Genomic DNA, 18,715 nt, shown 5'->3' with positions numbered 1-18,715 from the left:
GTTCTTGTTAAATTTAATATTTTATTGTATTGTATTCACATCAGAAAAATTGAATTATCAACAGGTTTTTAACGAGGTTATCGTTCTTTTTTTGATACAATTCTCACTCCTAAAATTACAATTACCACTCCAATTGATTGTATAAAAGTAATACTTTCTCCTAAAACTATAGTAGCTAATACAATAGTAAAAACAGGCCCTATACTACCTATAATTGCAAATTTAGAGGCACCTAATTTGTGAATAGCATAAGACACTAAATAAGATGGTAATACAGTACAAAAAACAGCCATGACTAATTGATAAAAATACACTTGTGTTGGGTAATTAAAAACAGACTGTCTATCAGTAATTAAATAATGTATTATTACAGAGCTACAAGCTACAACCATAGCCAAAGAAGTAAAACGAATGGTTCCAAATTTTGGAATTAACCATCCGCTACCTACTAAATACGAAGCATAGGTTAAAGCACTCATAAAAATAAGTCCCGCTCCTAAAAACAAATAATCATCATGATTGATTTGTAACTCTGAGGCAAAAGTTAAAAACACTCCAAAATAAGTAATAACAATTGCCCATATTTGCTGTTTGGTAATTTTGGTTTTTAAAAATAAAGCCCCAATTAACACCACCAATGTTGGGTACACAAATAAAATAATTCGTTCTAAACTTGCTGATAAAAACTTTAATCCATAAAAATCAAAAAAGCTTGCTACATAATAACCAATCACTCCAAAAAGAACTAGCCACAAATAATGCTTTTTTTCTAAGCCTACTTTCACTTCATTTCTTTTAACTCCCAAAATCACCAAATAAAAAGGCAAAGCAAACACCATTCTCATTAACAACACATGAATAGTTGGCACTTCAAAATCATAAATTAATTTTACGATAATAGCTTTGGATGAAAACAGGAATACTGCCAGTAACGCTACAAGAACCCCAACAGTATTTTCTGATATTTTTTTCATTATTATAGATATTAAAAAAGCCAATTCAAAAAATGATGAATTGGCTTTGTATTTTTTAATTGGAGATTATTTAGACATTAAATCTAAAATTCATCATATCTCCATCTTGTACTATGTATTCTTTTCCTTCTACTTGTAATTTACCTGCTTCTTTTACTTTGGCTTCGCTACCTAAAGCAACATAAGTATCGTATTTAATTACTTCTGCACGAATAAATCCTTTTTCAAAATCGGTGTGAATCACTCCAGCTGCTTGCGGTGCAGTATCACCTATATTAATAGTCCAAGCTCTTACTTCTTTTACACCTGCAGTAAAATAAGTTTGTAAGTTTAACAACTTGTATGCTGCACGGATTAATTTAGCGGCTCCTGGCTCTTCTAAACCTGCATCTGCTAAAAACTCTTGACGTTCTTCGTAATCTTCTAACTCGTTAATATCTGCCTCAGTTCCAACTGCTAAAAATAAAACTTCTGCATTTTCATCAGCAACAGCTGCTTTTACTTTTTCTACAAACTCATTACCTTCTACAGCAGACTCCTCATCAACATTACACACATATAATACTGGCTTTGATGTAATAAATTGTAAAGGTTTTACAAACTCTAATTCTTTCTCTGAAAACTCTAATGAACGAACTGATTTACCTTGCTCTAAAGTGTTTTTAATTTTATCTAAAACATCAAATTCTGCCTGAGCTTCTTTGTTTCCTGTTTTGGCTAATTTTTTAACTCTTTCTAAACGTTTTTCAACCGTTTCTAAATCTTTTAACTGTAACTCAATATCAATGGTCTCCTTATCTCTAATAGGATCTACAGAACCATCAACATGCACAATATTATCATCTTCAAAACAACGCAACACATGTAAAATAGCATCTGTTTCTCTAATGTTTGCTAAAAACTGATTTCCTAAACCTTCTCCTTTACTTGCTCCTTTTACCAATCCGGCAATATCAACAATTTCTACTGTTGCAGGTACAACTTTTTCAGGATTTACTAAAGATTCTAATTTCTCTAATCTAGGATCTGGTACGTTTACCACACCAATATTTGGTTCAATAGTACAGAATGGAAAATTTGCACTTTGCGCTTTTGCGTTAGACAAACAATTGAATAATGTTGATTTTCCAACGTTTGGTAATCCTACAATACCTGCTTTCATGAGTTTTTATTTTTAGAAGTGGCAAAGATATTAAAAGCTAATTATTAATGATGAATTGTAAATGATTAATTACAATAGATTATCCTATTTATCAAAAAGAAGGAGGAACTATCATATTCTTTGTATTTTTATGGTGAAATTTAAAATACATTGAACATGAATTTATCTATGAGCATTCCTGCTTTGTTATTTCCTGCCATCTCTTTATCTATGTTGGCATATAATGCTCGTTATTTAGCCATTGCTTCTTTAATTAGACAACTACATAAGGAATATCAGGATTCTCATGAAAAAAACATTGGTGATCAAATTAAAATTTTGAGTAGAAGATTGACCTTAATTAGAGCTACTCAAGGTTTTGCCATTTTAAGTTTTATGGGAGCAGTACTAACCATGCTACTTTTATTTTTAGAAATGCTTATTACTGCTGATGTTGTTTTTATCATCAGTCTTTGTTGTATGATGCTTTCTTTAACTCTATTATTTATAGAAATTCAAGTTTCTACCAAAGCATTACAAATTCAGTTAAAAGATATTAAAGGAAAATTTATTTAAATGACTTTTCGATACAAATTTACTCCACCCTGTTCTGTAAATTTCACTCGAAGTGACATTGTTATAATAAAACTTTAATCCTAAATAAACTGGCTGTTCGAGTAATTTTAAGAAACGAAAAATTGTATAGAGAACCAGTAGTAAAAACACTCACAATAAACCTAATTACCTAAAAAAGGGCAGTTGTTATAAAACAACTGCCCTTTTTAGATATTAAATTTTGGTTTTAAGCTTCGCTTCTTTTAATTCCTAGCTCCAAACCTCTTAATTCAGCCAATCCTTTTAACCTACCAATAGCTGTATAACCACAGTAAGCTTTTTCATTGTTTAAATCATCTAACATTTGATGTCCATGATCTGGTCTCATTGGGATTTCTTTTCCTAATTTCTTTTCAATTTTTGCTACCGCTTTTACCACCTCGTACATGTCGCTAGACCCACCTAAATGGTCGTCTTCAAAAAAGCTTCCATCAGCCTCTCTACGAACATTTCTCAAGTGTAAAAAGTGAATTCTATCAGCAAATTTTTCAATCATTTTAGGTAAATCATTATCTGGGTTTGCTCCTAAAGAACCTGTACAAAAAGTAATTCCATTACTAGGACTATCTATAAAACCTACCAAATCTTCTAAATCTTTTTCTGATTTTATAATTCTTGGCAATCCTAAAATATCCATTGGTGGATCATCTGGATGAATCGCCATCACAATTCCATTTTCTTCAGCAATAGGAACTACTTGATTTAAAAAGAAAGATAAGTTTGATTTTAAATCTGCATGACTTAAACCATCATACTGGGCAATCATTGCTTTAAACTCGTCCATAGACAAATCATCAACCGTTCCAGGTAATCCTTTTAAAATACAATCTGACAAACGTGTTTTTTCTTCTGATGACATTTCTGCAAAAGAAGCTTTTGCTTTGGCTTGAACTTCTGGAGTATAATCTTTTTCCGCCCCTTCTCTTTCCATCAAATAGATTTCAAAAACAGCCATTTCTACTTTATCAAAACGCAAAGCTGTTGCTCCATTTTTTAATGGCCAAAACAACTGAGTTCTTGTCCAGTCTAACACAGGCATAAAATTGTAACATACATTTTTAACACCACATGCTGCTACATTTTTTAAACTCTGCTTGTAATTTTCTATACGATGTAAATAATCTCCTTTTTGTAATTTGATATTTTCGTGAATAGGAATACTCTCTATAAAAGACCACTCTAACCCAGCTTCTTCAATCATGTTTTTTACTTTCATGATTTCTTCTACTTCCCAAATATCACCATTTTGTACATGGTGTAAAGCAGTAACAACTCCTGTTGCACCTGCCTGTGCAATATGAGATAATTGAACTGGATCATTTACCCCAAACCATCTAAATGTTTGTATCATTTTTCTAACTTATATCTTTATTAAACTCCACTAAAAGCGCTAAATCCACCATCAATTGGCACTACAACTCCTGTTACAAATTTTGAAGCATCACTTAACAACCACTGTACAGTTCCATTTAATTCTTCTGATTCTCCAAAACGTTTCATAGGTGTGTTTTTAATAATGGTATTTCCTCTTTCTGTGTAAGATCCATCTTCATTGGTTAACAAACGTAAGTTTTGTTTACCTATAAAAAATCCTGGTGCAATGGCATTTACTCTAATTTGATCTCCATATTTTAAAGCGAAATCTGAAGCCAACCATTTGGTAAAATTATCAATAGCTGCTTTTGATGCAGAATAACCAACCACTCTTGTAATGGCTTGAGCAGCCGCCATAGAAGACACATTTATAATGCTTCCTTTTCCATTGGCTACAATCTCCTTACCAAAAATTAAACATGGTAATACGGTTCCATCTAAATTTAATTCCGATACTTTTCTAAAATCTGCCATTTGTAAATCAAAGAAAGTTTTGTCTGGTGAAATGGTTGCTCCTGGCATATTTCCTCCTGCAGCATTTACCAAAGCATCAATTTTTCCCCACTTTGCTATAATCTTATCTTTTACTTCAATTAAAGATGTTTCACTTAACACATCACATGCGTATCCAACAACCTCTTTTCCTATTTTTTCTAACTCTGCTAATTTTGCAGCAACAGTATCTTCGCTTCTACTAATAATTACCACTTTAGCTCCTTCGCTTAACAAATGCTCTGCAATGCTACCTCCTAGCACTCCTGCCCCGCCTGTTACAACAATCACTTGATCTTTGATATTGAATAATTGTGCCATTTTAACTTTAATTTTATATTTTCGTGTACGCACACGAAATTAATAAAAAATAATGAACCGAACAGCATCTATCATTATTTTAACATAATTTTGTTTCTGTTTTTATGAAATTAACAAAAAAAGACATTGAAAAGCATTAAAGACATCGCATTAAAAGCAAACGTTTCTATAGGTACTGTAGATAGGGTTTTACACAACCGACCGGGCGTTTCTGAGAAAACCAAAAAGAAAATTCTTAAAATTATTGAGGACTATAATTATACGGTAAATCCTGTAGCGAGTATTTTAGCATCAAAAAAAAATTACACTATTGCCACTCTTTTGCCTGAAAACATAAGTTCTGATGAGTTTTGGGAATCTCCTAAACAAGGAATAGCCAATGCGATGGAAGAAATTAAAAATCTTGGCTTTTTAATCAAAAACTATAATTTTAATCAATTTTCATCAAAAACCTACATAGATGCTTTTCATAAGATGATTGATAGCAAACCTAATGCTGTTTTAATAGCCCCTATTTTTAACAAAGAAACCAGAGATTTGATTGGCCTATTAGAAAATCAAAACATTCCTTATGTGTTTATCAACACCGAAACAGAAGGGTTAAACAATCTTTCTTTTATTGGTCAAGATTCTTTTAAAAGTGGATTGCTCGCCGGAAAATTAATGAACTGGGTACTGCCTAAGAAAGCAGAAATTTTAATTATTGAAATACGTAAAGACATTTCTAACTACACTTCTATCAACAATAGAATTAACGGATTTAGAGATTTTTTTAAAACTTCCAAAAAATCAATTGCTATTCATAACCTACATTTTGATCATGTTGAAAACAGCGAAACCTTAAAAAACCAACTAAATAATTACCTCTTAAAACATCCAAATATAAAAGGGATATTTGTTCCTTCTAGTAAAGTGAGTACGGTTGCTAAAATAATAGAAAGCCTTAACAAAAAAGATATTGAAATTGGTGGTTTTGATACTACCGACAAAAACATCAAATACTTAAAAAATGGAACGGTTGATTTTTTAATCAGTCAAAAACCTATTCAGCAAGGGTATGATGGAATTAAATTGCTCTTTAATTTTTTAACCCATCAAACAAAACCAGAAAAACACTATTTTTCTCCAATTGAAATAGTTCTAAAAGAAAACGTAGATTTTTTATAGGAACAAAATCCCATTGGTTTTTATAGCAAATCTCAATGCCTTATATTTGCCAAATCATTTTTTGAAAAAACATAACATGAACACCATAGAAGATTTTAAAGCATACGTAGCAAAAGTAGAAGCTACAGAAGGATACACAAAACCATTAGCATTCGGATTAGGAATTCGTAGATCTAAAGGAGATAAAGTTTTAGATGTAAATTTCCCTGGTATTAACTGGGATACTGCTTTTGGAACTGCTGCCTTATTACAAGATGTAACAGGATTTAAAGGAAGTGAAAATGGATTTGTAACGGTTTCTAAAGCTCAATTACAAAAAGCTTTTGACAACTTTGCTGCTTTTCATGGAGAAATAGAAAAACACCCAAACATTGTTATTATTCAACAATTGTTAGAAAATATAGCAACACCAAACAATACTTATCAAGAAATTGATGTAGTGGCTTATTTCTTATTTGATAAAGACCAACCTGTTGCCGATGCCGTAGAAGGATATTTTAAACTACAATGTTTATCGCAATTACACGTATTGCCTCACGGATTGTCTTTAGAAGGTGTTTTTGGAAAATTAAATAACATTGCTTGGACCAACCAAGGACCTATTTTACCAGAAGATTTATCTGCCGAAAGAATTAAAGCTACTTTTAAAGGAGAAAACATTATTGTAACTCACGTAGATAAATTCCCTTACATGGTGAATTATCATGTACCAAACGGAGTAAGAATTGCTAGCGGATCTCAAGTTCGTTTAGGTGCTCACTGTGCTGTTGGGACTACAGTAATGCCGGCAGGTTATATTAACTTTAATGCTGGTACCAAAGGAAATGCCATGATTGAAGGTAGAGTTTCTGCTGGAGTTGTTGTTGGACATGATTCTGACTTAGGTGGTGGAGTTTCTATTATGGGAACTTTATCTGGAGGTAATAAAAACGTAATTTCTATTGGAGATAAATGTTTATTGGGTGCTAACTCTGGAACTGGAATTTCTTTAGGGTTTGGATGTACTATTGCTGCAGGAGTTTACGTAACTGCTGCTGCTAAAGTTTATTTATACAATGCAGACAAGCAAGCTATTGATATTAACGGAAACGTTGTGGAAGAAGGACAAAACATTGTTAAAGGAGCTGAATTAAACGGAAAAGATAAATTGTTGTTCTTATTAGATTCTACAAACGGACACTTAACTTGTCGTCCTAACCCTAAAACAATTGAATTAAACGAGGCTTTACACGTAAAGAACTAAGCTTTATTTTGATAATATATTTGAACCACCTTTTCTTTTTAAGATTAGGTGGTTTTATTTTTTAAATCGGTCTGATTATTGTTATTTGCATTTGCACCTAAAATAATATTTCATGAAGAAAATCATCTGTTTTCTAAACATTCTTATTCTTGCAAGTTGTAGTAGTGCTTCTAAAACAACTGCCAACAAAACAAAAAATGATGTTCCTCCTACTTATAAGCGAGTTTTATTTGTAATAGACAGTTATTATACCAACAAAAACATTGTTAAAAAACTTTTTGACACTGAGCTCAAAAACAATTTAACCATCTCTAAAATTAACACCAAAATTGTTGAAACAGCAAAAGAGCAATTAAATAATCAAAATAAATATGCTGATTATTATTTAATAAAAAACAACCTAGACAAAACCCTAGTCTTAAGCGAAGAAGAAATTCAACAAAACATTGATGAAGAACTCTTAGATAAGAATATTGATTTGTTAATTATTATTCAACAAAAAAACATCAACAGGTCTTACACCAAATTAAATTTTGAAGAAGAAGTCTTTAACAAAGATAGTTACAATGCCACTACCGATTCTAGCAACCTTAAATACACCTATACTTTTACAGGTTTTGATGTAAGTCAAGATTCTATAGTTTTTAGAAGCAAATACAACATACAAAATGCCGATGACTTGTTCAACAACATTCCTAAACATGTTGCACAAGATTTAATAAAACAACTAAACGAACAACATTTGTACTAAAACAATTCGCAAACCACTCTTTTTTTAATTGAGTGGTTTTGTTTTTCACTACTTTTGCCAAAATTTTTTGGATGTCCATCACACTTTTATCATCTCCTTTACAAGGATTTACAGACTTTAGATTCCGTAATGCGTTTTACCATTATTTTGGAGGGATTGATACTTTTTACGCTCCTTATATTAAAATGAATGGTAAGTTGGTGATTAAAAACAATTATCAACGTGATTTAAATCCAGACAACAACCATGTGCCAACTTTAATTCCTCAGGTGATGACAAACAATCCTGATGAATTTTTATTTGCCTTGAATTATGTAAAATCTTTAGGTTACAAAGAATTAAACTGGAATTTAGGATGCCCATACCCAATGGTAACCAAACAAGGAATGGGATCTGGAATGATTTGTCAGCCTCAAAAAATTGATGAAGTTCTACACAAAGCACATACAGAAAGTGACTTAACCATTTCTATGAAAATGAGAATGGGTTATGATGAACCTACCGAAATTTTAGAAACGTTTAAAACACTTGCTAAATATCCTTTAAAGAATATTGCCATCCATGCCCGTATAGGAAAACAACTATACAAAGGTGGAGTTGATTTAGATGCTTTTGAAAAATGCTTGGAACAATCACCTCACAAACTTTATTACAACGGAGATATTACCAGTGTAGCTGCCTATAGAAAAATTAAAGAACGTTTCCCAACTGTAGATCATTTTATGATTGGTCGTGGATTAATTGCCGATCCTTTTTTACCTAGCATGATTAAAAATGACTGCACAGAATATCCTGAAAACAGATGGCAAATATTTAAAGACTTCCATGATACTATTTATCAGCAATACGATGAGGCTTTGTCTGGACCCACTCCTATTAAGATGAAAATGTTAGGCTTTTGGGAATATTTTTCTCAATCTTTTGACAATCCTCAAAAAACTTACAAAGCCATAAAAAAGGCAGGGAATCAAGTAAAATACAAAGCTGCTGTAGCAGAAATTTTTGCCAAGCAGAAATAATCACTTTTTATGAAACCTCACAATGCGATGCTGAATCAAGTTCAGCATGACGAAAAATTAAGAAATATCTAGTATAATAGTCACCCTGAACTCGTTTCAGGGTCACATCCCAATATTATAATAATTCAATTGTTTCTAATGTTGGATTTAATTCTTTTATCAAATTAACCTTCCATTCTTTTTTCCAATTTTTCAACTGTTTTTCTCTTGCAATAGCTTGGATGATTTCTGTAAACTCTTCATAATAAACCAAAAATTTCAAGTTATATTTTTGAGTAAACATACTTCCTTGCCCTGAAGAATGTTCTACAATTCTTTTTGACAAATCAGAAGTAACTCCAATATAAAAAGTTGTTCTATATTTATTTGTCATTATGTATACATAACTCTTTTTCATCTTTATAAAGATAATTTATTTAGATGAGATGCTGAAACAAGTTCAGCATGACGAAAAGACAAATACATGCTACACATCACCTTGAACTCGTTTCAAGGTCACATCACAAAAAAGTCTTAAAACTCTATAACTGTGCGATACTGAAATAAATTCAGCATAACGAAAAAACAAATACATACTACACGTCACCTTGAACTTGTTTCAAAGTCACATCACAAAAAGTCTTAAAACTCTATAACTGTGCGATACTGAAATAAATTCAGCATGACGGAAAGGCAAATACATGCTACACGTCACCTTGAACTCGTTTCAAGGTCACATCATAAATAGCATTACAACTCTATAACTATGCTATGCTAAAATAAATACAGTATAGCGAGAAACAGCCACATTATTCTCATCAAAATCCCTTACATAAATACAATTTAAAATACTGTATTCTATATTATTATGAATAGCTTTGCCGCTTCATCTGAAAAAACAAAACATGAAGCGTATAAACGAATACAAAAAGCTTTTTAAAGTAGAAGGAGCCATCAATCTAAAAGAATTAAAAACTACTTATAGAGGATTGGTAAAACAATGGCATCCAGATAAATTTCAGGATGAAAAAGAAAAATTAGAGGCTGAAGAAATAAGTACTAAAATTATAGATGGATATCATTTTTTAGTAAGTATTGCTCCAGAAACTAAAGAGGCTCACTTAGAAGAATATACCAAAACTATTACCGAATCTCAGGTAGCTGATTACCATCATAAAAGTATGCTGTTAGAAGTTACTTTTACGGATGGAAACACTTATGAATACTTTGGGGTAAATCATAAATTATTTTTAAAGTTTGTGAATAGTAAATCCATCAACAACTTTGGTAGACGTAATATTTTTAAATCTTTTACTTACCGAAAATCTAAAAAAGGAACAGTAGAAGCATAACTTTTATCTACCTAATTATTGAAAAAGGTAAAAAGACCTCTAATTTTTTTTTTAATTAGAGAAGTACTTTTTACAATTAACTTTTTACCTTTTACAATATGAATAACTTATTTTTGCCACATGGTAAAAGAAATTCAACTTCGTATAAAACTGCAAGAGGAAACCAAGGTTAATATTTTAGAAATAAAAGCTGCACAATGGTTAAGCATCCCTAGAAAAGACATTACAACTGTAAAAGTCTTACGAAAATCTATTGATGCTCGTAAACCTCAAATTTACTTTAATTACAAAGTAGCTGTTTATATAAAAGAAGCTGCTCCAGAGCAATCTGAATATCAATTTAATTACCAAGATGTTTCTAACAAACCAGAAATTCACATTGTAGGTTTTGGGCCTGCAGGAATGTATGCTGCCTTGCGTTGTATAGAATTGGGTTACAAACCTGTGGTTTTAGAACGTGGAAAAAATGTGCAAGACAGACGTAGAGATTTACGTCAAATTAATCAGTTCCACAATGTTAATGATGATTCTAACTATTGTTTTGGAGAAGGTGGTGCTGGAACCTATTCTGATGGAAAATTATATACCCGAAGTTTAAAACGTGGAGATGTCCGTAGGATTTTTGAAAACCTAGTGTATCATGGAGCTACAGAACAAATTTTAATTGATGCACATCCGCATATTGGAACCAATAAACTTCCTAAAATTATTGCTAAGATTCGTGAAAATATTATCCATTACGGAGGAGAAGTTCATTTTGAATCTAGAGTTGTTGACATCATTACCAAAAACAATAAACTACAAGCCATACAATTACAAAACGGAAAAGAACTTGCTGCCAAAGCATTGATTTTAGCTACAGGTCATTCTGCTCGTGATATTTATGAGTTGTTAGACAAAAAGAAAATTGCTTTACAAGCAAAATCTTTTGCCATGGGAGTTCGTGTAGAACATCCACAAGAAATTATTGATAGCATTCAATACCACTGTGAAGGAAGCAGACATGAGTTATTACCTGCTGCTGCCTACGGATGGGTAGAACAAGTAAGAGAACGTGGTGTATATTCTTTTTGTATGTGTCCTGGTGGATTTATTGTGCCCGCCGCTACCGCCAATGGCGAAGTGGTAGTTAACGGAATGTCACCATCTAAACGAAACAACGTATTTGCCAATTCTGGAATTGTAGTAGAAATTAATGCCGATAAAGATTTGTTTAAATACGAGCAATACGGAGCATTAAAAGGATTACAGTATCAAAAAGATTTAGAGCGATTGGCTTTTACTGCTGGAGGAAGAACACAAACAGCTCCAGCGCAAAGATTAACCGATTTTATTGATGGAAAATTGTCTCCAGAATTAAATCCAACCTCTTATCAACCGGGATTAAATTCAGCCCCGTTACATTCTTTATTACCCAAAGCTATTGGAGGTAGGTTACGTAAAGGTTTTGCACAAATTGGAGCAAAAATGCATGGTTATAACACCAATTTAGCCAATATTGTGGGAGTAGAGTCTAGAACCTCATCACCCGTAAACATTCCAAGAAAAGAGAATTTAGAACACCCCGAAATTCAAGGTTTATTCCCTTGTGGTGAAGGTGGTGGTTATGCGGGTGGAATTATATCTGCAGCTATGGACGGTGAACGCTGTGCAGAGGCTGCTATTCAAAATTTAAAGGCATAGCCTTTACAAACAAAAACAATGTCTACAAACTACAAAAATCAAGCAAGTATTCTTTCTAAATTAGGGATTAATGCATTAAACCCAATGCAAGAAGCTGCTCAAGAAGCCATTGCTACTCACAAAGATGTGATATTGTTATCGCCAACAGGAACAGGAAAAACCCTGGCTTTTTTGTTACCTATGTTGGAACAATTAAGTTCAGATAGTAAAGAAATGCAAACCTTAATTATTACACCTTCTAGGGAATTGGCCATACAAATTGAGCAAGTTTTTAGAGAAATGGGAACGGGTTTTAAAGCCAATTGTGTGTACGGAGGAAGGCCGATGTCTAAAGACAAAATTGAACTAGCCCACACCCCAAGTGTTTTAATTGGTACACCTGGTAGAATTGCAGATCATTTACGTAAAAATAGTTTTGAAACGTTTGATATTCATACCTTAATTTTAGATGAATTTGACAAATCTTTAGAAGTAGGTTTTGAAGAAGAAATGAGCGAAATCATCAACTTGCTCCCATCTATCAAGCAAAAAATATTAACCTCTGCAACACAAGAAATTGATATCCCAACTTTTGTAGGAATTCAAAATCCTGTAGAAATTAATTTTTTAAGTGAAAAAAAATCTCAATTAGTCATCCAAAAAGTATTGTCTCCAGACAAAGACAAACTAAAAACCTTGGTAGACACCTTATGCCATATTGGGAATAAATCAGGAATTATTTTTTGCAATTTTAAAGACAGTATCGCTAGGGTAAGCGATTATTTAAACGAACACGAAATTTCTCACGGTTGTTTTTATGGAGGATTGGAACAAAAAGACAGAGAACGTGCTTTGATAAAATTCCGTAATGGAACTTACAACATTTTAATTGCCACAGATTTGGCTGCTCGTGGATTGGACATTCCTGAAATTGATTTTTTAATTCATTACCAATTGCCCTTAAAAGTGGAGGAGTTTACCCACAGAAACGGTAGAACTGCCAGAATGAACAGCCAAGGAACGGCTTATGTAATTCAATGGAAAAAAGAGGATTTACCAGAATTCATCAATATTGATGACGTAGCACATTTGCAACAAAATACTTTGCCAGAACCATCATCTTGGAAAACTCTGTTTATTTCTGGAGGGAGACAAGACAAAATATCTAAAGGAGATATTGCTGGACTGTTGATTAAAAAAGGAAACTTATCTGGAAACCAAGTGGGAGTCATTGAACTAAAACACGATTGTGCTTTTGTTTCTGTAAAACTTAAAAACACCAAAGCTTTACTAGACATCATTAATAACCAAAGATTAAAGAAAAAGAAAGTTAGGATTACTGAAATCTGATTTCTTACTTTTATGTTATCAACATGAAAAAGTAAAAAATGCAAACCACCCCTACCAAATCTCACAGTAAAAAAGAAAAAATTCTCCTTGCCGCCATGATTATTAGCATGTGCACATGGGGAACTAGTTGGACATGTGCCAAGGTTTTAGGAACCTACACCAGTGCCTTAAACTTAAGTTTAATGCGTTTTATTTTAGTGCCACTAACTTTAATTCTCTTAACTTTTTTCACAAAAATTAAAATCAACGTAAGTAAAAAAGGTTGGTTCCATGTAATAGGTGCTTCTGTTTTTATTTTACTTTATACACTATTCTTTTTTAAAGGAGTTCATAAGGGATTTGCAGGAGCTGGAGGCGTTTTAGTCACCACCATCAACCCTATTTTTGCTTATATTATTGGCTTACTCATCAGTAAAATACTTCCCAAAAAACAAGAATACATTGGACTCTTATTGGGATTTATAGCAGGAATGACCTTACTTAAAGTATGGGACAATAGCGATGCTATTTTTAGTACTGGAAATATATACTTTTTATTAGCTGCTTTTGTTTGGGCAGTGATGAGTAAAATTAGTTCTCATGCCAACAAATTTGGAAATGCCATTGGTTTTAGTTTATGGACACATATTGTTGCTGCCATCATACTTTGTTTTTTTGTTGATTTTAAAAGCTTAGAACAAACACTACTTAATGCTGACACCAAATTTTGGCTAAACATTTTATATTTTGGAATTGTAAACTCTGCTCTAGCTACTACTTGTTTTTTATATGTAACCGCAAGAATTGGTGCTGAAAAAGCGAGTACTTATATTTTTATTGTTCCAAGTACAGCCGTACTAACTTCTTATCTTTTTATTGGAGAACAAATTTTATGGAATACAGTTGTTGGAGGTGCTTTAGGAATTGTAGCCGTTTTTATTATCAATGGTAAATTCAGTAGAAAAAAACGCACTCCACCACCTATCAGAAATATTGTTAGATAAAAAAACTCCCAAAATGAAATTCGTTTTGGGAGTTTTTATTTCATTGCTACTGTTAGTGAACAGTATTATTTTTACTCTGTACTTTGTACTAGATTATTATTTTCTATTTCTACTTCTTCCTAATTTAGAAGCCGCATTTCTTTTGCTCTGTACCCATTTAGGAGTTTCTCCTGGTTTCGCTTTTTTCTTTGCTGTTTTAGGTTTGTTACTTGCTTTTGGTGAAGTAGTTCTTGAAGGGCCTTTTTTCATGGCTTTTAATTCTTCAGCCGTTGGAGCTTTAAAATCAAATCCTTCTAAGTTCTGCATAGGCAATTTTAACCCAAGCAATTTTTCAATATCCAAAGCAAATTTTATTTCTTCTCCACAAACCAAAGAAATAGCATGTCCGCTAGCCCCTGCCCTACCTGTACGACCTATTCTGTGTACGTAATCTTCAGGTACATTTGGTAGTTCGTAGTTAATTACGTGTGGCAACAAAGGAATATCCAATCCACGAGCAGCAATATCAGTAGCCACCAAAACTCTTACAGAATTTTTCTTAAACCCTTCTAAAGCTTTGGTTCTAGCTGCTTGACTTTTATTTCCATGAATGGCAGCAGAAGTAATTCCTGCTTTTGATAATTTTTCTGCCAATTTATTAGCTCCGTGTTTGGTACGGGTAAAAATCAACACTTGACTCCATTTACCACTTTTAATCATACCAATAACAGCTTGTGCTTTGTCTCCTTTATTTACATTGTAAAAAGTTTGTTTTACTTTTTCTGCTGTAGTGTTCTGTGGAGCAGACTCTACAGATACAGGGGTATCCATAAAAGTATTAGCCAAAGCTTTTATGTCTGCCGAAAAAGTTGCTGAGAACAATAAATTTTGTCTTTTTTCTGGAACAAGAGATAATACTTTTTTAATATCTCTTAAAAATCCCATGTCTAACATTCTATCAGCTTCGTCTAAAACCAATATTTCTATTTTAGATAACGATAATGCTTCTTGATTGATAAGGTCTAATAATCTACCTGGTGTTGCCACCAACACATCTACCCCTCTTCTTAATGTTGTAATTTGTGGTTTGGGTTTTACACCTCCAAAAATTACAGCAGATTTAATGTCCAAAAACTCACTGTATTCTCTAACGTTATCATAAACCTGTGCTGCCAACTCTCTTGTTGGAGTTAATACTAAAGCACGAATAGGTCTTCTCTTCCATCTATTTTGGGTAGATAATAAGTGTAATAACGGTAATGTAAATCCTGCTGTTTTTCCTGTTCCGGTTTGTGCAGATGCCAAAACATCTTTTCCTTGTAAAATATGTGGAATGGCTTTTTGCTGAATGGCTGAGGGCTCCGTATATCCCTTTTTGTTAATGGCTTTTAAAATAGCCTCTGATAATCCTAAAGATTCAAATGTCATAAATATATTTTAAGAATTGCTTTAAAGTCAATTCTGTAGCGGCTGCAAAGGTACGACTTAATAAATGATATTACTCTACTTTTTTATAATGTTTGATAATGAGATAGATAGACCTTTAAATCATTATAAATTTAGCAGATAAAACCTATAAATATTCAAGTAGAATACTTTAGCTTAGTGTTAAATGAAAATCATAGAAACCCACACATCTCCTAACTTACCATACGGCATCAGATTGTCTGATTATGCCGTGGGTATTTTTGCTAGTATTCCAACCAAAGCAGGAATTAAAAAAGCCATTAAAAAAGGATTGATTTTAGTCAATAATCAACGTGGAGTTTCTGGGCAATTCATTGTTGGTGGAGAAAAAATTGAATTGTTAGAAAATGAAAACCTCATTAAAAAAAACATCAGTTTAGAACTTGAAGTTGTTTACGAAGATGATTACTTAGCTGTTATATACAAACCTGCAGGGTTATTAGTTAGTGGTAATAAAGCCAAAACAGTAAGTAATGCTTTGCCTTTTAACTTAAAACCTAGTACGCTAGAAAACGCCGTAAAACCACAACCTGTACACAGATTAGATTTTGCCACAAGCGGATTGTTATTAACTGGCAAAACAGCTACTAGCATAAGGGAATTAGGAAAGTTATTTGAAGACAAAACCATTCAAAAAACATACGAAGCCATTACCATTGGTGAAATGAAAAACCAAGGAACTATAGATTTTTCTATTGATGGAAAAGAAAGTCTTTCGAGCTATCAAGTTTTAAAAACAGTGGAGTCCGAAAGATTTCAAAAATTAAATTTGGTACAACTAACTCCTCATACAGGAAGAAGACATCAACTAAGAATTCACTGTGCACATATAGGAAATCCTATTCTTGGAGATACTGAACATGGAATTGAAAACAAAATTTTAAAAGGAAAAGGATTGTTTTTACATGCCAAAACTTTAGAGTTTATACACCCTTATACCTTAAAAAAGCTAGTGATTAAAAAAGAAACACCCGCTAAATTCAACAAGCTATTTATTTAACATCCTAATTATTCCCTTTTAGAAACACAAAATCCAGCCTTTTGAGCTGGATGATTATGTAAATAAACTTACTAATATTTGTTGTAAAAAAGGGCAAGCTGCCTACATCACACCGCTACAACCAAGTACCCTTGCTGCGTTCCCGCCCTGGGGGATTCCGAGGGAGCTAGTTGTGTAGGACTTGCCCGGCCGCAAATTTACAACCTTATTACAATTCTCACAACATTTAACACATGATTTTTTAACATTCAATTCATCTTATTCAAAGCGTACACTTTAGCCTAATAAATACCTATATTTGCCATTAAATTTTAAATAGAAAACAACTCAATGAATTCATTTTTTAGCACAAAACCTGTTTTAAAATTCGGAATCCTTTCTGGACTTTTATTAGTTTTAAATGAAGTAATCATCAATACTGTTACACAAACCAATCCATATATTGGAGAAAGAGATTCTGTATTTTCTTTAATTGGTTTAATTATTCCTGTAATAGTAATTGTATTTGCTATTATCTTTTTGAAAAAAAATAGCAACATTGAAAGTTTTGGACAAATTGTTAAACCTGGTTTAATCATTGGGTTGATTACCGCTTTGGTTTATATTGCTTATTCATTATTATTTATCTACAGTATAGAACCTAATACTTTGGCTGAATTTGAACAAATGAACAGAGAACGCTCAATTGCATCTGGACAGTTTACAAATGAAGAAGATTTAAACAATGCAATACAACTTTCTAGAAATGCCTTTTTACCAGGAACTATTTTGTTTAGTATTGCTGTTAATTTATTTATAGGTTTTATTACAGCCGTAGTAACTGCTATATTTGTACGTAATAAATAAAAACAGCATGCAAATATCTATTGTAATTCCATTGTTAAATGAGGCGGATTCTTTACAAGAATTACACCAATGGATTGTAACAGTAATGGAGCAAAATAATTACAGTTACGAACTTATTTTTATTGATGATGGAAGTACGGATGATTCCTGGAACATGATTACAGCCTTACAAACCCAAAACTCAAACGTGAAGGGGATTAAATTCTTAAAAAACTTTGGGAAATCGCAAGGATTAAATGCAGGATTTAAAAAAGCAGAAGGTAATGTTATTATTACCATGGATGCAGATTTGCAAGACAGTCCCGAAGAAATTCCAGAACTTTATAATATGGTAACCCAACAAGGTTATGATATTGTAAGTGGATGGAAAAAGAAACGTTATGATTCTAAAATAAGAAAAAACATTCCTTCTAAATTATTCAACTGGGCAGCTAGAAAAACTTCCGGAATTGAGTTGAATGATTTTAATTGTGGACTAAAAGCTTATCAAAAAAAAGTTATTAAAAACATTGATGTCACTGGAGAAATGCATCGCTATATCCCAATTCTTGCAAAAAATGTAGGTTTTAAAAACATTGCCGAAAAACCAGTACAACATCAAGCAAGAAAATACGGAGAAACTAAATTTGGAATTGACAGATTTACCAACGGATTTTTAGATTTAATCACCTTGTGGTTTTTATCAAAATTCGGAAAACGCCCCATGCATTTATTTGGTTTAATGGGAACTTTTATGTTTCTATTCGGTTTTATAGCAACTGCTTATATTGGTATTCAAAAATTAATCATCGTTTTTTATTATCATCAATCTGCAAATTTGGTAACCAACAATCCATTGTTTTATATTGCCTTAACCACCATGATTTTGGGAACTCAATTGTTTATTGCAGGGTTTATTGGAGAGATGATTTTAAAAAACAGAAAAACCAACAATTTATACTATATTGAAAAAGAAATATAAAGTAGATTCTATATATTTATAAAACTAAAAAATACTAAT

General features: G+C 32.3%; 18 protein-coding genes and 1 other RNA gene. 12 read left to right on the top strand and 7 right to left on the bottom strand.

Going from position 1 to position 18,715, the window contains the following annotated elements; translation table 11 throughout:
• Positions 1-77: 77 nt before the first annotated feature.
• Positions 78-974, bottom strand: a complete 897-nt coding sequence (locus ACXGQT_RS13160; RefSeq protein ID WP_457829041.1) for a DMT family transporter — start codon at positions 972-974, stop codon at positions 78-80.
• A gap of 70 nt (positions 975-1,044) precedes the next feature.
• Entirely contained in the window at positions 1,045-2,136 is a 1,092-nt protein-coding gene (ychF, locus tag ACXGQT_RS13155; RefSeq protein WP_457829040.1) for a redox-regulated ATPase YchF, read from the bottom strand.
• Positions 2,137-2,292: 156 nt separating this feature from the next.
• Between ychF and ACXGQT_RS13150 the strand changes: the two genes are divergently transcribed.
• Positions 2,293-2,691, top strand: coding sequence for a DUF2721 domain-containing protein (locus ACXGQT_RS13150; protein ID WP_457829039.1), 399 nt, complete (start codon positions 2,293-2,295; stop codon positions 2,689-2,691).
• A gap of 226 nt (positions 2,692-2,917) precedes the next feature.
• On the opposite strand, the gene uxuA is transcribed toward ACXGQT_RS13150, so the two are convergent.
• Both uxuA and ACXGQT_RS13140 read right to left on the bottom strand, forming a co-directional pair.
• On the bottom strand, positions 2,918-4,081 hold the full coding sequence (gene uxuA / locus ACXGQT_RS13145; protein WP_457829038.1) for a mannonate dehydratase: 1,164 nt from the start codon (positions 4,079-4,081) through the stop codon (positions 2,918-2,920).
• 20 nt (positions 4,082-4,101) lie between these two features.
• Positions 4,102-4,917, bottom strand: coding sequence for an SDR family oxidoreductase (locus tag ACXGQT_RS13140; RefSeq protein WP_457829037.1), 816 nt, complete (start codon positions 4,915-4,917; stop codon positions 4,102-4,104).
• Positions 4,918-5,043: 126 nt separating this feature from the next.
• Here ACXGQT_RS13140 and ACXGQT_RS13135 point away from each other — a divergent pair, with 126 nt between their 5' ends.
• The 4 genes from ACXGQT_RS13135 (at position 5,044) to ACXGQT_RS13120 (ending at position 9,097) form a co-directional block, all read left to right on the top strand.
• Complete coding sequence (locus tag ACXGQT_RS13135; RefSeq protein WP_457829036.1) at positions 5,044-6,084, top strand: substrate-binding domain-containing protein; 1,041 nt, start codon at positions 5,044-5,046, stop codon at positions 6,082-6,084.
• Between the two features lie 76 nt (positions 6,085-6,160).
• Positions 6,161-7,327: a tetrahydrodipicolinate N-succinyltransferase N-terminal domain-containing protein gene (locus tag ACXGQT_RS13130; RefSeq protein ID WP_457829035.1), complete on the top strand. Its 1,167-nt coding sequence runs from the start codon at positions 6,161-6,163 to the stop codon at positions 7,325-7,327.
• Positions 7,328-7,439: 112 nt separating this feature from the next.
• The gene (locus tag ACXGQT_RS13125; protein ID WP_457829034.1) at positions 7,440-8,078 is read left to right on the top strand and encodes a hypothetical protein; all 639 of its coding nucleotides are present in this window, start codon (positions 7,440-7,442) and stop codon (positions 8,076-8,078) included.
• 71 nt (positions 8,079-8,149) lie between these two features.
• Complete coding sequence (locus ACXGQT_RS13120; protein ID WP_457829033.1) at positions 8,150-9,097, top strand: tRNA dihydrouridine synthase; 948 nt, start codon at positions 8,150-8,152, stop codon at positions 9,095-9,097.
• 115 nt (positions 9,098-9,212) lie between these two features.
• Here the strand turns inward: ACXGQT_RS13120 and ACXGQT_RS13115 are convergent, their stop codons facing one another.
• Positions 9,213-9,494 (bottom strand): GIY-YIG nuclease family protein, encoded by a 282-nt coding sequence (locus ACXGQT_RS13115; protein ID WP_457829032.1) that lies wholly within the window; start codon positions 9,492-9,494, stop codon positions 9,213-9,215.
• Positions 9,495-9,981: 487 nt separating this feature from the next.
• Here ACXGQT_RS13115 and ACXGQT_RS13110 point away from each other — a divergent pair, with 487 nt between their 5' ends.
• From ACXGQT_RS13110 to ACXGQT_RS13095, 4 genes are all read left to right on the top strand, one after another.
• On the top strand, positions 9,982-10,428 hold the full coding sequence (locus ACXGQT_RS13110) for a KTSC domain-containing protein (protein ID WP_068827111.1): 447 nt from the start codon (positions 9,982-9,984) through the stop codon (positions 10,426-10,428).
• Between the two features lie 120 nt (positions 10,429-10,548).
• Complete coding sequence (locus ACXGQT_RS13105) at positions 10,549-12,111, top strand: NAD(P)/FAD-dependent oxidoreductase (RefSeq protein WP_457829031.1); 1,563 nt, start codon at positions 10,549-10,551, stop codon at positions 12,109-12,111.
• A gap of 18 nt (positions 12,112-12,129) precedes the next feature.
• Positions 12,130-13,440 carry a DEAD/DEAH box helicase gene (locus tag ACXGQT_RS13100; RefSeq protein ID WP_457829030.1) on the top strand — a complete coding sequence of 437 codons (1,311 nt, stop codon included), beginning with the start codon at positions 12,130-12,132 and terminating at the stop codon, positions 13,438-13,440.
• 38 nt (positions 13,441-13,478) lie between these two features.
• The gene (locus tag ACXGQT_RS13095) at positions 13,479-14,423 is read left to right on the top strand and encodes a DMT family transporter (RefSeq protein ID WP_457829029.1); all 945 of its coding nucleotides are present in this window, start codon (positions 13,479-13,481) and stop codon (positions 14,421-14,423) included.
• 96 nt (positions 14,424-14,519) lie between these two features.
• Here the strand turns inward: ACXGQT_RS13095 and ACXGQT_RS13090 are convergent, their stop codons facing one another.
• Positions 14,520-15,830, bottom strand: a complete 1,311-nt coding sequence (locus ACXGQT_RS13090) for a DEAD/DEAH box helicase (protein ID WP_457829028.1) — start codon at positions 15,828-15,830, stop codon at positions 14,520-14,522.
• Positions 15,831-16,014: 184 nt separating this feature from the next.
• Between ACXGQT_RS13090 and ACXGQT_RS13085 the strand changes: the two genes are divergently transcribed.
• Positions 16,015-16,869: an RluA family pseudouridine synthase gene (locus ACXGQT_RS13085; RefSeq protein WP_457829027.1), complete on the top strand. Its 855-nt coding sequence runs from the start codon at positions 16,015-16,017 to the stop codon at positions 16,867-16,869.
• A gap of 88 nt (positions 16,870-16,957) precedes the next feature.
• On the opposite strand, the gene ffs is transcribed toward ACXGQT_RS13085, so the two are convergent.
• Positions 16,958-17,056, bottom strand: an RNA gene (ffs, locus tag ACXGQT_RS13080) — signal recognition particle sRNA small type.
• A gap of 143 nt (positions 17,057-17,199) precedes the next feature.
• Between ffs and ACXGQT_RS13075 the strand changes: the two genes are divergently transcribed.
• Both ACXGQT_RS13075 and ACXGQT_RS13070 read left to right on the top strand, forming a co-directional pair.
• Entirely contained in the window at positions 17,200-17,715 is a 516-nt protein-coding gene (locus tag ACXGQT_RS13075) for a DUF4199 domain-containing protein (RefSeq protein WP_457829026.1), read from the top strand.
• 7 nt (positions 17,716-17,722) lie between these two features.
• Positions 17,723-18,676, top strand: a complete 954-nt coding sequence (locus ACXGQT_RS13070; protein WP_457829025.1) for a glycosyltransferase family 2 protein — start codon at positions 17,723-17,725, stop codon at positions 18,674-18,676.
• Positions 18,677-18,715 lie beyond the last annotated feature (39 nt).

This window comes from Wenyingzhuangia sp. IMCC45467 (assembly GCF_054111205.1).
Note: the sequence above shows the minus strand (reverse complement) of the source record. Positions and strands in the feature narration are given on the sequence as shown.

What these genes read in the sequence shown, in the direction of transcription:
- ychF (WP_457829040.1), bottom strand. Translation starts at nt 2,136, where the DNA reads ATGAAAGCAGGTATTGTAGGATTACCAAACGTTGGAAAATCAACATTA.
- ACXGQT_RS13115 (WP_457829032.1), bottom strand. Translation starts at nt 9,494, where the DNA reads ATGAAAAAGAGTTATGTATACATAATGACAAATAAATATAGAACAACT.
- ACXGQT_RS13140 (WP_457829037.1), bottom strand. Translation starts at nt 4,917, where the DNA reads ATGGCACAATTATTCAATATCAAAGATCAAGTGATTGTTGTAACAGGC.
- ACXGQT_RS13130 (WP_457829035.1), top strand. Translation starts at nt 6,161, where the DNA reads ATGAACACCATAGAAGATTTTAAAGCATACGTAGCAAAAGTAGAAGCT.
- ACXGQT_RS13085 (WP_457829027.1), top strand. Translation starts at nt 16,015, where the DNA reads ATGAAAATCATAGAAACCCACACATCTCCTAACTTACCATACGGCATC.
- ACXGQT_RS13150 (WP_457829039.1), top strand. Translation starts at nt 2,293, where the DNA reads ATGAATTTATCTATGAGCATTCCTGCTTTGTTATTTCCTGCCATCTCT.
- ACXGQT_RS13100 (WP_457829030.1), top strand. Translation starts at nt 12,130, where the DNA reads ATGTCTACAAACTACAAAAATCAAGCAAGTATTCTTTCTAAATTAGGG.
- ACXGQT_RS13090 (WP_457829028.1), bottom strand. Translation starts at nt 15,830, where the DNA reads ATGACATTTGAATCTTTAGGATTATCAGAGGCTATTTTAAAAGCCATT.
- ACXGQT_RS13105 (WP_457829031.1), top strand. Translation starts at nt 10,549, where the DNA reads ATGGTAAAAGAAATTCAACTTCGTATAAAACTGCAAGAGGAAACCAAG.
- ACXGQT_RS13095 (WP_457829029.1), top strand. Translation starts at nt 13,479, where the DNA reads ATGCAAACCACCCCTACCAAATCTCACAGTAAAAAAGAAAAAATTCTC.
- ACXGQT_RS13120 (WP_457829033.1), top strand. Translation starts at nt 8,150, where the DNA reads ATGTCCATCACACTTTTATCATCTCCTTTACAAGGATTTACAGACTTT.
- uxuA (WP_457829038.1), bottom strand. Translation starts at nt 4,081, where the DNA reads ATGATACAAACATTTAGATGGTTTGGGGTAAATGATCCAGTTCAATTA.
- ACXGQT_RS13070 (WP_457829025.1), top strand. Translation starts at nt 17,723, where the DNA reads ATGCAAATATCTATTGTAATTCCATTGTTAAATGAGGCGGATTCTTTA.
- ACXGQT_RS13110 (WP_068827111.1), top strand. Translation starts at nt 9,982, where the DNA reads ATGAAGCGTATAAACGAATACAAAAAGCTTTTTAAAGTAGAAGGAGCC.
- ACXGQT_RS13125 (WP_457829034.1), top strand. Translation starts at nt 7,440, where the DNA reads ATGAAGAAAATCATCTGTTTTCTAAACATTCTTATTCTTGCAAGTTGT.
- ACXGQT_RS13075 (WP_457829026.1), top strand. Translation starts at nt 17,200, where the DNA reads ATGAATTCATTTTTTAGCACAAAACCTGTTTTAAAATTCGGAATCCTT.
- ACXGQT_RS13160 (WP_457829041.1), bottom strand. Translation starts at nt 974, where the DNA reads ATGAAAAAAATATCAGAAAATACTGTTGGGGTTCTTGTAGCGTTACTG.